This is a genomic window from Geodermatophilus sp. DSM 45219, from assembly GCF_900104025.1.
Classification (GTDB): Bacteria; Actinomycetota; Actinomycetes; order Mycobacteriales; family Geodermatophilaceae; genus Geodermatophilus.
Genome location: NZ_FNIQ01000002.1, coordinates 794,710 through 807,160, shown reverse-complemented (window position 1 = coordinate 807,160; position 12,451 = coordinate 794,710). Strand labels below are relative to the sequence as shown.

General features: G+C 74.0%; 9 protein-coding genes. 7 read left to right on the top strand and 2 right to left on the bottom strand.

Annotation, left to right across the window (positions count from 1 at the left end; all coding sequences use genetic code 11):
- Positions 1-40: 40 nt before the first annotated feature.
- Positions 41-904 carry a dihydropteroate synthase gene (folP, locus tag BLR12_RS08830; RefSeq protein WP_218120589.1) on the top strand — a complete coding sequence of 288 codons (864 nt, stop codon included), beginning with the start codon at positions 41-43 and terminating at the stop codon, positions 902-904.
- A gap of 79 nt (positions 905-983) precedes the next feature.
- On the opposite strand, the gene BLR12_RS08825 is transcribed toward folP, so the two are convergent.
- Complete coding sequence (locus BLR12_RS08825) at positions 984-1,649, bottom strand: GntR family transcriptional regulator (RefSeq protein ID WP_255363380.1); 666 nt, start codon at positions 1,647-1,649, stop codon at positions 984-986.
- A gap of 147 nt (positions 1,650-1,796) precedes the next feature.
- Here BLR12_RS08825 and BLR12_RS08820 point away from each other — a divergent pair, with 147 nt between their 5' ends.
- The 6 genes from BLR12_RS08820 to BLR12_RS08795 all read left to right on the top strand — a co-directional run bounded on the left by BLR12_RS08820 (position 1,797) and on the right by BLR12_RS08795 (position 10,569).
- On the top strand, positions 1,797-3,170 hold the full coding sequence (locus BLR12_RS08820; protein WP_091376275.1) for an L-serine ammonia-lyase: 1,374 nt from the start codon (positions 1,797-1,799) through the stop codon (positions 3,168-3,170).
- A gap of 10 nt (positions 3,171-3,180) precedes the next feature.
- Positions 3,181-4,029 carry a formyltetrahydrofolate deformylase gene (gene purU / locus BLR12_RS08815; RefSeq protein WP_091376273.1) on the top strand — a complete coding sequence of 283 codons (849 nt, stop codon included), beginning with the start codon at positions 3,181-3,183 and terminating at the stop codon, positions 4,027-4,029.
- 811 nt (positions 4,030-4,840) lie between these two features.
- Positions 4,841-6,307, top strand: a complete 1,467-nt coding sequence (locus tag BLR12_RS08810) for an aldehyde dehydrogenase family protein (protein ID WP_091376271.1) — start codon at positions 4,841-4,843, stop codon at positions 6,305-6,307.
- A 35-nt stretch (positions 6,308-6,342) separates the two neighbouring features.
- Positions 6,343-7,986 carry an APC family permease gene (locus tag BLR12_RS08805; RefSeq protein WP_091376267.1) on the top strand — a complete coding sequence of 548 codons (1,644 nt, stop codon included), beginning with the start codon at positions 6,343-6,345 and terminating at the stop codon, positions 7,984-7,986.
- A gap of 70 nt (positions 7,987-8,056) precedes the next feature.
- On the top strand, positions 8,057-9,892 hold the full coding sequence (locus BLR12_RS08800; protein WP_176832417.1) for a putative nucleotidyltransferase substrate binding domain-containing protein: 1,836 nt from the start codon (positions 8,057-8,059) through the stop codon (positions 9,890-9,892).
- The gene (locus BLR12_RS08795) at positions 9,892-10,569 is read left to right on the top strand and encodes a 3'-5' exonuclease (protein ID WP_218120588.1); all 678 of its coding nucleotides are present in this window, start codon (positions 9,892-9,894) and stop codon (positions 10,567-10,569) included. Before BLR12_RS08800 ends, BLR12_RS08795 begins: the two co-directional genes overlap by 1 nt.
- Positions 10,570-10,626: 57 nt before the next feature.
- Here the strand turns inward: BLR12_RS08795 and betA are convergent, their stop codons facing one another.
- A complete protein-coding gene (betA, locus tag BLR12_RS08790; protein ID WP_091376665.1) occupies positions 10,627-12,312 on the bottom strand; it encodes a choline dehydrogenase in 1,686 nt (561 codons plus the stop codon).
- Positions 12,313-12,451 lie beyond the last annotated feature (139 nt).

Genomic DNA, 12,451 nt, shown 5'->3' with positions numbered 1-12,451 from the left:
GCCCGTCGCCCGTTGCCCCGCCGACTCCCGAGGACCGCCCGTGCGCACCGATCAGCTGCCGGTCCCGGCTCCGTCACCGGCGGTGCACCCGGTCGCCGGGCTGCTCCGGTCGGGACGGCCGCTGGTGTGCGGGGTCCTCAACGTCACGCCGGACTCGTTCTCCGACGGCGGGCGCTTCCTGCGTCCCGAGGCGGCCGTGGAGCGCGGCTGCCGGCTGGCCGACGAGGGTGCCGACGTCCTCGACGTGGGCGGGGAGTCCACCCGCCCCGGCTCCCGACGGCCGACGGCCGAGCAGGAGCTGGAGCGGGTGGTGCCGGTGGTCGAGGCCCTGGCCGCCCGGGTGGCGGTGCCGGTGTCGGTGGACACCTCGCGGCCGGAGGTCGTGCGGGCCGCGGTCGCGGCGGGCGCGGGCATGGTCAACGACGTCCGGGCGCTGCGCGAGCCCGGCGCGCTGCGGGCGGTCGCCGAGCTCGGCATCCCGGTCGCGCTCATGCACATGCAGCGCTCCCCGTCGGACATGCAGCGGGACCCGCGCTACGGCGACGTGGTGGCCGAGGTGCACGCCTTCCTCGCCGCGCGGCTGGCGGCCTGCGTCGCGGCGGGCATCCGGCCCGCGCACCTGGTGGTCGACCCCGGTTTCGGCTTCGGCAAGACCCTCGCCCACAACCTCGCCCTGCTCGCCGCGCTGCCGCGGTTCGGCAGCCTCGGGGCGCCGGTCATGGTGGGGCTGTCGCGGAAGTCGATGCTGGGCGAGCTGACCGGCCGGGAGGTGGGGGAGCGGCTGGCCGGGTCGGTAACCGCCGCCGTCCTCGCCGTGCAGCGGGGTGCTTCGCTGGTGCGGGTCCACGACGTCGCCGCCACGCGGGACGCGCTCGCCGTGGCCCTCGCGGTGGCGGCCGGCTGACGCGCCAGCACTCCGCCGGCCCCGTCCGGAGGCTCACCCCGAGCCTGCGAGGGGAGGAGGGACGGGGACCTCCGCTCGGCTACAGGACCGCGCGGATGGTCCGCTCGAAGCCGACGACGTGACCGCGGGCGAGGTCCTCCGCGCGGTCGGCGTCCCCGGCGGCGATCGCCCGGAGCAGCCCGACGTGCTCCCCGACGTGCTGGTCGACCGTGGGCAGCCGATCGAGGAACAGGCAGAAGATCCGGGTCGCCAGGTTGTCGTAGCGGACCAGCACGTCCTCCAGGTGCGGGTTCCCGGCCGCCCGGTAGATCGATCGGTGGACGGCGAGGTCCCAGCGCATCAGCTCGTCGCGCTCGGCCCGGCTCACGTCCAGCTCCTCGATCCGGACGGCCAGCTGGTCCAGCTCGTCGCGCACGTGCCGCGCCGCGTGCCCGGCGGCCCGGCGGGCGGCGAGGGGCTCGAGCTGGACCCGGATCTCGGAGATGTGCGCCAGGTCGGTGATGTCCATGCCGGTGGCGAAGGTCCCGCGGCGGGGGTAGGTGACGACCAGCCGGTCGCCCTCCAGGCGCTTGAGGGCCTCGCGGACCGGCGTGCGGCCGACCCCAAGCGACCGGGCCAGCTCGTCGTCGTCGATCGGCTCACCGGGACGGATCTCCAGCATGATCAACTGGTCGCGGATCGCCACGTAGGCCCGGTCGGCCAGCGACGTCCCGACGATCTCGAGGTCCGACGGGGCAGCAGTCACGGCGTGCATCGTAAGTCCTGTCCGACGCGGGGTCTTGCCCCCTCGGAGGGAGCGACATATCGTCAGCCCCTCACTGATATATCAAGCTTACACCGGGGAGGCCGGCATGGCGCGACTGGGTGTGCGACGGCGGGCGGCGGACTCCGCATGACGATCAGCGTCTTCGACCTCTTCACGGTCGGCATCGGGCCCTCGAGCTCGCACACCGTCGGCCCGATGCGGGCGGCCGCGACGTTCGCCGCCGGGCTGCGCGAGCAGGGTCTGCTGCCCCGGACGGCGGGCGTGCGCTGCGAGCTGTTCGGGTCGCTGGGCGCGACCGGCCACGGGCACGGCAGCGTCGGGGCCGTCGTCCTCGGTCTGGAGGGGGAGCAGCCGGACGCCGTCGACCCGGTCGCCGCCCGACCGCGCGTGGAAGGCGTGCGCACCGGGGGCAAGCTCCGGCTGGCCGGCGAGCACCCCATCGCCTTCTCGGTGGACGACGACGTCGTGCTGCACCGGCGCAAGCGGCTGGAGTTCCACAGCAACGGCATGGTGTTCCGGGCCCTGGACGCCGACGGCGCCGAGTTGCAGCGCCGCGAGTACTACTCGGTCGGCGGCGGCTTCGTGCTCGACCAGGACGAGGCCGGCCGCCCGGCCATCGTCGAGGACCCCACACCCGTCCGCTTCCCGTTCCGCACCGGGGCGGAGCTGCTGGCCCGCACCCGCGAGACGGGGCTGCGGATCAGCGACGTGATGCTGGCCAACGAGCTGTCCTGGCGCAGCGAGGCGGAGGTGCGCGCCGGCCTGCTGCACATCTGGTCGGTCATGCAGGAGTGCGTCGAGCGCGGCACCCGCACGCCCGGGGTGCTGCCCGGTGGGCTGAAGGTGCGCCGGCGGGCCGCGACGCTGCGGGCGCAGCTGGAGGCCGCCCGGGACGACACCGACCCGCTGCGCGCCATGGAGTGGGTGACCCTCTACGCGCTCGCGGTGAACGAGGAGAACGCCGCCGGCGGCCGGGTGGTCACCGCCCCGACCAACGGCGCCGCCGGCATCGTGCCCGCCGTCCTGCACTACTACCGCGACTTCGTGGACTCCTGCTCCGACGACGGCGTGGTCCGCTTCCTGCTCACCGCCGCGGCGATCGGCCTGCTGTTCAAGGAGAACGCCTCCATCTCCGGTGCCGAGGTCGGCTGCCAGGGGGAGGTCGGGTCGGCCTGCTCGATGGCCGCCGCCGGTCTCGCCGAGGTGCTCGGCGGGACGCCGGAGCAGGTGGAGAACGCCGCCGAGATCGGCATCGAGCACAACCTGGGCCTCACCTGCGACCCCGTCGGGGGGCTGGTGCAGATCCCGTGCATCGAGCGCAACGCCGTCGGGTCGGTCAAGGCCGTCACCGCCGCCCGGATGGCCGTGCGCGGTGACGGCCGGCACCACGTCTCCCTCGACAAGGCGATCAAGACCATGCGGGAGACCGGTGCGGACATGAAGGACAAGTACAAGGAGACCGCTCGTGGCGGGCTCGCGCTCAACGTCGTCGAGTGCTGAGGAGGCACCCGTGTCCCACCCCTTCACCCTCACGCTCAGCTGCCGGGAGCGCCCGGGCATCGTCCGCGCGGTGAGCTCGTTCCTGTTCGAACACGGTTGCGACATCGTCGAGCACCAGCAGTTCGACGACGCGGTGCGCGGCCAGCTGTTCCTGCGGACGGCGTTCGTCGGCCGGGACGACGCCGACGCGCACCGCCTGTCGGACGCCTTCCGGGCAGTGGCCGACGAGTTCGGCATGACCTACGAGGTCACCGGGGGCAAGCCGCAGCGGGTGCTGGTGATGGTCTCCAAGCTCGGCCACTGCCTCAACGACCTCGTCTTCCGGTGGCGGGCCGGCAGCCTCGGCGGCGAGCTCGTGGCCGTGGTGTCCAACCACGAGGACCTGCGCCCGATGGCCGAGGCCGCCGGCCTGCCCTTCGTCCACGTCCCGGTGACCCCGGCGACCAAGCGTGACGCGGAGGCCCGGCTGCTCGAGCTGGTCGACGAGCACCGGGCCGACCTGGTGGTGCTGGCCCGCTACATGCAGGTCCTCTCCGACGAGGCATGTGCCGCGCTGCACGGACGGGCGATCAACATCCACCACTCCTTCCTCCCCGGCTTCAAGGGCGCCAAGCCCTACCACCAGGCCTTCGATCGCGGGGTCAAGCTGGTGGGCGCGACGGCCCACTACGTGACCCCCGACCTCGACGAGGGGCCGATCGTCGAGCAGGAGGTCATCCGCATCGACCACACCCACGACCCGCGGGCGCTGGCCACGGTCGGGCGGGACGCCGAGGCACTGGCCCTCTCGCGCGCGGTCCGCTGGCACTGCGAGCGCCGGGTGCTGCTCAACGGGTCCAGCACGGTCGTCTTCCGCTGACCGACCCGGCTCCGCAGGCGTGGGTCCGCTCCGACGACCTGCGCGCCGGCACGGCGGTCCGCGGTCCGGCGTGGACGCCCGTCAGGGGTCGCGCGGATCCGGCAACGGACAGCGGCGGCGACGCCCACCGGTGCGACCTCACCGGCTGATGGCGAGCGCCATGCAGCGGGCCGAGGACGTCCCCTCGCCACGGTGGAGCGCTCCGGGACCGTGCTGCCGCTGACCTCGGAGGTCACCGCGCGGCTGCGGCCGGGCACCGGGCTGGTCGACCTCGTCCGCGCGCTGTCCCGTGCGGCTCGGTCACCGGGGCGCCCGAGGCCGGCTCCACGGCCGTCTCGGGGGCCTGGAGGACGGTCTCCGCGGCGTCCACTGCGGCGCCATCGGCCTCGTCGGCCCGCCGGACGCACCCGTGCGGGCGCGGTTCGGCGTCGCCATCCGGACCGCGGTCGTGGACGACGGCCGGTGGTGGACGCCGCCCCGGGACCCCGGGTACCTGCCGGGGGTCGAGCGCGCCCGGCTGCTGGGCCCGGGCCAGCTCGGACAGCGCGTGCTGACCGTGGCGGACCGGGTGTCCGCGGAGGAGCTCGCCGTCCCCGGTCCACTCCGCGGACGGCGATGCGCCAGGCTGGTGGACGCCGGACCCGGCCGGTCGGCCGGGTCGCCTGGGGGAGGGGGCGGGTACTCCCTGCGCCTGGACGGGGGAGCGGGCCGAGCCCGCTCCGGTCGGGATCTTGACGGTGACTTGAGTCACCGACCAAGCTGTCTCGCCGACGACAACAGTGCCGGATACCGCAACAGAACGGGGAGTGTCATGGCCAACCTCTTCATCGGTGGCACCTGGCGCGCGGGGTCCTCCTCGGACCAGCGCGAGGTCGTCAACCCCTTCGACCAGAGCGTCGTCGCGAAGGTCGACGAGGCGACCGCCGACGACGTCACCGCCGCCGTCGGCGCCGCGCGCGCGGCCTTCGACGCGGGGGAGTGGTCCGGCACCCCGGCGGCCGAGCGCGGTGCCCTGCTGCGCCGCGTCGCCGACCTCCTGCTGCGGGACCGGGAGGACATCGCCCGGCTGGAGACCCTGGACACCGGCAAGACCGTCGGCGAGAGCCGCCAGGACGTCGACGACGTGGCCGCCGTCTTCCGCTACTACGCGGACCTGGCGGACAAGGACCCTGGCCGCCTGGTCGACGCCGGCCGCCCCGACGTCGTCAGCCGCGTCGTCTACGAGCCCGTGGGCGTCTGCTCGCTCATCACGCCGTGGAACTACCCGCTCCTGCAGGTGTCCTGGAAGGTCGCACCGGCGCTCGCGGCCGGCAACACGATCGTCGTCAAGCCGAGCGAGGTCACCCCGCTGACCACCATCCGGCTCACCGAGCTGCTCGAGGAGGCGGGCGCCCCGGCGGGCGTGGTCAACCTCGTCCTCGGTGGCCGGGAGGTGGGTGCGGCGATGGTCGAGCACCCCGACGTGGACATGGTGTCGTTCACCGGCGGCCTGAGCACGGGGCAGTGGATCCTGCGCGCCGCGGCCGAGACGGTGAAGAAGGTGACCGTCGAGCTGGGCGGCAAGAACCCCAACATCGTCTTCGCCGACGTCGACCTGGACACCGCCGTCGACAACGCCCTGACGGCGGTCTTCCTGCACTCCGGCCAGGTGTGCTCGGCCGGCACCCGGCTCATCGTGCAGGAGGAGATCCACGACGAGTTCGTCGCGGCCGTGGCCGAGCGCGCCGAGCGCATCCGCCTCGGCAGCGGGTTCGACCCGGCGACCGAGAGCGGGCCCCTGGTGTCCGGGGAGCACCGGGCCGGTGTGGAGGAGTACGTCGCGGCCGGCGTCCGCGAGGGCGCGCGGCTGGTCACCGGCGGGCGCCGTCCCGACGAGCCGGAGCTGGCCGGCGGGTTCTTCTACCTGCCGACGGTGTTCGCCGACTGCCGGCGCGACATGCGGATCGTGCAGGAGGAGTCCTTCGGGCCCGTCCTGACCGTGGAGCGGTTCAGCACGGAGGAGGAGGCGATCGCGCTCGGCAACGACACCGACTACGGGCTCGCCGGCGCGGTGTGGACCGCCGACACCGCCCGGGCCGAGCGGGTCGCCCGCGCCCTCCGGCACGGGACGGTCTGGATCAACGACTTCGGCCCCTACCTGCCGCAGGCGGAGTGGGGCGGGTTCGGACGGTCGGGCAACGGGCGCGAGCTCGGCCCGTCCGGCCTCGCCGAGTACCGCGAGGCCAAGCACATCTGGCACAACACCGCCCCGGCGCCGGCTCGCTGGTTCCAGGGCTGATCCCTCCCCCCACCCCCTCCACCGGACGGACGCCCATGAGCGCGCACACGACGCAGGACGGCGAGTCCCACCTCGCCGAGTTCGGCTACAAGCAGGAGCTCGACCGGAGCATCGGCAAGTTCTCCAGCTTCGCGGCCGGCGTGAGCTACATCTCGATCCTGACCGGCACGTTCCAGCTGTTCTACTTCGGCTTCGGCGCCGGCGGGCCGGCCTACCTCTGGTCCTGGCCGATGGTCTTCCTCGGTCAGCTGATGGTGGCGCTGTGCTTCGCCGAGCTGGCCGCGAAGTACCCCGTGGCGGGGTCGCTCTACAACTGGACCAAGCGGCTGGGGAGCCGGACCACCTCGTGGATGGCCGGCTGGATCATGCTCACGGCATCGATCGTGACGCTGTCGGCGACCGTCCTCGCCTACCAGATCACGCTGCCCCAGCTGTGGTCGGGCTTCCAGGTCGTCGGTGACGGCACCGGCACCTACGACTTCGCGATCAACGCCGTCATCCTCGGCAGCGCGCTCATCCTGTTCACCACGGTGGTGAACGCCTACGGCGTGAAGCTGATGTCGCGGATCAACAGCGCCGGCGTCTTCATCGAGCTGGTCGCGGCCGTGCTGATCATCGTGATCCTGGCCGTGGCGATGACCCGCAGCCCGGTCGAGGTGCTCACCGACACCGCCGGGATGGGGGAGGGCCGGGACCTGGGCTACCTGGGCGCCTTCCTCGTCGCCTCGCTGGCCTCGGCCTACGTGATGTACGGCTTCGACACCGCCAGCTCGCTGGGTGAGGAGACGATCGACCCGCGGCGCACCGCGCCCAAGGCCATCGTCCGCGCGGTCACCGCGTCGTTCGTCCTCGGCGGCCTGATCCTGCTCTTCGGCCTCATGGCGGTGCGCGACCTGGACGACCCGCAGCTGTCGTCGAGCACCGGCGGCCTGCAGTACGTGCTGCTCCAGGTCGCGGGCACCGGGCTGGGCAAGGTGTTCCTGGCCTGCATCGTCATCGCCATCACCGTCTGCTGCCTGGCGGTGCACACCGCGACGATCCGCATGATGTTCGCGATGGCGCGGGACAACAACCTGCCGTTCAGCGCCCGGCTGGCGAAGGTCGACCCGAAGCGCAAGACGCCGGTGGTGCCCGCGATCGTCATCGGCGTCCTGTCGATCAGCATCCTGCTGATCAACATCCGGCAGCCGCAGATCTTCACGGTGATCACCAGCATCGCGATCATCATGATCTACCTGGCGTACCTGCTGGTCACCGTGCCGATGCTGCTCAGCCGGCTCCGGGGTCGCTGGCCGCTGCCCGGTGAGCGGAACGACGGGAAGTACTTCTCGCTGGGCCGCTGGGGCCTGCCGGTCAACATCCTCGCGGTGCTGTGGGGTGCGGGCATGGCGCTTAACCTGGCCTGGCCGCGGCGGGAGATCTACAACGCCACCGAGCCGTACCACTGGTACCTGCAGTGGGGCGCCTTCGTCTTCATCGGCGTCATTGCGCTGGTCGGGCTGGCCTACTACCTGCTGCGCGCCCGGCACAACAGCGGGGTGCTGCCCGAGCACGCGGTCGACACGCTGTCCGCTGCCCCGGCCCCGTCGGGCCTCGCGACCGGGGTCCCGGTCGCACGCCTCGTCGACCCGGACGAGGACCCGGGGCGCACCGACGTCCCGGTCGGCGGCGTCCGCTGAAGAAGGACCCCCCTGCCCCCCACCACTCGCGAGCTCGCGGCGGGGCCCTGCAGGGGGGCCGGGCGGGGCGGTGAGGGACGTCGCGGAGTTCCTGCGGGGCCGGCCACCGTTCGACGCGCTCTGCGCCGAGGAGCTGCAGCAGGTCGCCGCGGTCGCCGAGGTCGAGTACCTCCCGGCCGGCACCCTGCTCATCGAGCAGGGTGAGGCGCCGGTGGAGCACCTGCGCGTGGTCCGCCGGGGTGCGCTGGACATCGTCCACGACGGCCGGGTCCTCGACGAGCTGGGTCCGGGCGAGCTGTTCGGGCAGGCGTCGATGCTGTCCGGGCTCCCGGCCCGGTTCAGCGTGGTGGCCGCCGAGGACACGCTCTGCTACCGCATCCCGGCCGCGTCCGCCCGCCGGGTGCTGGCGCAGCCGGCCGGGCTGCGCTTCGTCGCCCGCTCCCTGCTCGCCGACCCCGTGCCCCGCCGGCACGAGGTCGAGCCGGTCGTGGACGCCGCCCACCGCCCGGTGGCCGACCTGCTGCGCACCGAGCCCGTCGTCTGCGCCCCCGGCACGCCGGTGCGCGAGGCGGCCGAGCGGATGACCGACGCGGGCGCGACCGCGGCCGTCGTGGCGGTGCGCGGGGGAGGGCTCGGCATCGTGACCGACCGGGACCTGCGGGCCCGCGTCGTCGCCCGCGCGCTCGGCACCGACACGCCCGTCGAGGAGGTCATGACCTTCCCGGCGCACACGGTCGACGCCGAGCGGATGAGCGGCGAGGTGCTCCTGGACATGCTGGAGCGGGGGATCCGGCACCTGCCGGTCCTCGACCCCGGGGGCCGGGTGCTCGGCGTGCTCGAGGACGCCGACCTGCTCGCCGCCGCCCCGCGCAGCAGCTTCCACCTGCGGTCGGCGATCGCCCGGGCGCGCACGGTGCAGGACCTGGTGACCGCGTCGGCCCAGCTGCGGCCGGCGGTGCTCGCCCTCCACGACGCCCGCGTGGCCGCCACCGACATCGCCGGGATCCACTCGGTGGTCTCCGACGCGCTGACCCGGCGGCTGGTCCAGCTCACCGTCGCCGAGGTGGGGGAGCCGTCGGTGCCGTTCACCTGGCTGGCGCTGGGGAGCCTCGCCCGCCGGGAGGCCGTGCCGTCGTCCGACGTCGACAGCGCGCTGGTCTGGTACGGCACCGCCGACGAGGGGATGCGGGCGGAGCTGCGGGCCGTCGCCGAGGCCGTCGTCGCGGGCCTGGAGGCGTGCGGGTTCCCGGCGGACACCAAGGGCGCGGTGGCGACCGCACCGCTGTTCATGCGGTCCTACGCGGGGTGGCGGGACGCCGCGCACAGCTGGCTCGCCGACCCGACGCAGGAGAAGGCGCTGGTGCTCGTCTCGATGATGGTCGACGGCCGGCCGGTGTGGGGCATCCGCAGCGGGCCGGCCCTGCCGGAGGTCTTCCGGGACGCCCGGCGCCACCCCGGGTTCCTGGCGTTGCTCGCCCGCTTCGCGCTGGGCCACCGCCCGCCGACCGGGTTCCTGCGGGACTTCGTCGTGGAGCACGGCGGGGAGCACGCCGGGCGGCTCGACCTCAAGCGCGGTGGGCTGCAGCCCGTCGTCGACCTGGCGCGGTGGGCCGGCATGGCCGCCGGCGTCACCAGCGCCTCCACCCCGGCCCGGCTGCGGGCCGCCGCGGACGCGGGCACGCTCCCGGCGGACGACGCCCGGACGCTCACCGAGGCGTTCGACCTGCTGCTGGAGCTCCGGGTCGACCACCAGGTCGAGCAGCTGCGCGCCGGCCGGCGGCCCGACGACCACCTGGCCCCGGCCGACCTCGACCCGGTGACCCGCGGAGCGCTCAGGGAGGCCTTCCGCGCCGTGTCCGCCGTCCAGCGCCGGGTGGCCGTCCAGCTCCGGCAGGGCGTGGTGTGATGCGCGGCCTGCCGATGCGACCGGGGAGCGAGGCGGCGCGGGCCTACCGGGATGCCGCGCGGATCGCCGACCGCACGCCGTGGCGGGAGGCGTCGTTCTGCGTCGTCGACCTCGAGCTCACCGGTCTGGACCCCCGGCACCACGAGATCGTGTCCTGGGGAGCGGTCTGCGTGGAGGGTGGCCGGGTGGTCTGCGCTACCGCCGCCGAGGGCCTGGCGCGCCCGGAGCGGGGGGTGCCGGCGGAGGCGGTGCGGATCCACGGGCTGCGTCCTGCCGACCTCGCCGGCGCGCCGCCGCTGGCAGAGGCGCTCGACGGCCTGCTGCAGGTCATGACCGGGCGGGTCCTGGTGGCCCACGCGGCCTGGGTGGAACGGGGCTTCCTCGGCCGCGCGCTGCGGGCCCGGGGGGTGCGGCTGCGGAACCCCGTCCTCGACACCTGCGCGCTGGGCCGGCTGTGGCTGGCCGGGACCGGCCGGACCCCGCCACCGGCACTGTCCCTGGCGGGGCTGGCGGCGGCCCTGGGTGTGCCCAGCTCCCGGCCGCACGAGGCCAGCGGGGACGCGTTCACGACCGCCCAGGTGTTCGTCGCGCTGGCCACGCTGCTGGAGTCGGGCGGCCCCGAGACGGTGGGCACGCTGGCCGGGGCCGAGGCGCGCCTGCGGGTGCAGCCGGTCTGAGGACGACGACGGCCGCTGCCGGCTCCCGCGGAGTCGGCAGCGGCCGTCGTCGTCCGGTCAGGCCTGGCCGGCGGCCTCGCGGACCGGAGCCGGCTGGTGCCGGTGGAACTCGACGTGCTCGGGGGCGAGCGGGGTGTTGCCGAGGATCAGGTCGGCGGCCTTCTCGGCCATCATCATGATCGGTGCGTAGATGTTGCCGTTGGTCACGTACGGCATGGCCGATGCGTCGACGACCCGCAGGCCCTCCAGCCCGTGCACCCGCATGCTCGTCGGGTCGACCACCGAGAGGGGGTCGGTGCCCATCTTCGCCGTGCAGGAGGGGTGCAGCGCCGTCTCGGCGTCCTTGGCCACCCAGCTGAGGATCTGCTCGGGGGTCTCGATCTCCGGTCCGGGGGAGATCTCACCCGAGCTGAACTCGGCGAACGCCGGCTGCTCGAAGATCCGCCGGGCCACCTGCACCGCCTCCACCCACTCCCGGCGGTCCTGCTCGGTGGAGAGGTAGTTGAACCGCATGGCCGGCTTCACCCGCGGGTCGGTCGACGTGATCTTCAGCGTGCCGCGGGCGTCGGAGTACATGGGCCCGATGTGCACCTGGTAACCGTGGTCGCCCTCGGGCATCGACCCGTCGTAGCGGACGGCGATCGGCAGGAAGTGGAACATGAGGTTCGGGTAGGCGACGTCGTCGTTGCTGCGCACGAACCCGCCGGCCTCGAAGTGGTTGGTGGCGCCGAGGCCCTTGCGGAGGAAGAGCCACTCCGCGCCGATCCTGGGCTTGTTCCACCACTTCATGCCCGGGGCGATGGACACCGGCTGCTTGCACCCGTGCTGGATGTAGACCTCGAGGTGGTCCTGCAGGTTCTCGCCGACGCCGGGCAGGTCGGCGACGACGTCGATGCCGAGGGCGCGCAGCTCCGCGCCGTTGCCGACGCCGGAGAGCTGCAGCAGCTGCGGGGTGTTGATGGCGCCGCCGCTGAGCACCACCTCGCCGGCGCGCACGGTGCGCACCGGTCCGCGCCCGCGGCGGTACTCGACGCCGACGGCGCGGTCGCCCTCGAAGAGGACCCGGGTGACGAAGGCGCGGGTCTCCACCGTCAGGTTCGGGCGGGACACCACCGGGTGCAGGTACGCGCGGGCCGCGCTCAGCCGGCGGCCGCGGTGCACGTTGCGGTCGAAGGGCCCGAAACCCTCCTGCCGGTGGCCGTTGACGTCGTCGGTGAGCGGGTAGCCGGCCTGCTGGACGGCGGAGAAGAAGGCCTGGAACAGCGGGCTGGTGGCCGGGCCGCGCTCGAGGACCAGGGGGCCGTCCTTGCCGCGGAACGGGTCGTCGTCGGCGGCGGCCGTGCAGTTCTCCATGCGCTTGAAGTAGGGCAGGACGTGCGCGAAGTCCCACGTCCCCATGCCCTCGTCGGCACCCCAGCGCTCGAAGTCCATGGGGTTGCCGCGCTGGAAGATCATCCCGTTGATGCTGCTGGAGCCGCCGAGCAGCTTGCCGCGGGCGTGGTAGACCTTCCGGCCGCCCATCCACGGCTCCGGCTCGCTCTCGTACTTCCAGTCGTAGAGGCGGTTGCCGATGGGGATGGTGAGCGCGGCCGGCATGTGCACGAAGACGTCCCAGAGGGAGTCCTTCCGGCCGGCCTCGAGCACCAGCACCCGGTTGCCGGGGTCGGCGCTGAGCCGGTTGGCGAGGGCGCTGCCCGCCGATCCGCCGCCCACGATGACGAAGTCGTACTGCTGCTGGCTCACGTCGTGCCCCTTCGCTGTCAGGAGATGGTGCGGCGGCCGGGGCCGGGGAGGCCCGGACCGGGGATCCGGGTCGGGCGCGGGCTGCCCGGCCCGGTGGTGCTCGCGGCCGCCCTGCGCCGGACCGGCGGCCACGGCCGGC

Bases quoted from the DNA above. Each gene is read 5' to 3' on its own strand.
- BLR12_RS08820 (WP_091376275.1), top strand. From the start codon at position 1,797: ATGACGATCAGCGTCTTCGACCTCTTCACGGTCGGCATCGGGCCCTCG.
- BLR12_RS08810 (WP_091376271.1), top strand. From the start codon at position 4,841: ATGGCCAACCTCTTCATCGGTGGCACCTGGCGCGCGGGGTCCTCCTCG.
- BLR12_RS08805 (WP_091376267.1), top strand. From the start codon at position 6,343: ATGAGCGCGCACACGACGCAGGACGGCGAGTCCCACCTCGCCGAGTTC.
- BLR12_RS08795 (WP_218120588.1), top strand. From the start codon at position 9,892: ATGCGCGGCCTGCCGATGCGACCGGGGAGCGAGGCGGCGCGGGCCTAC.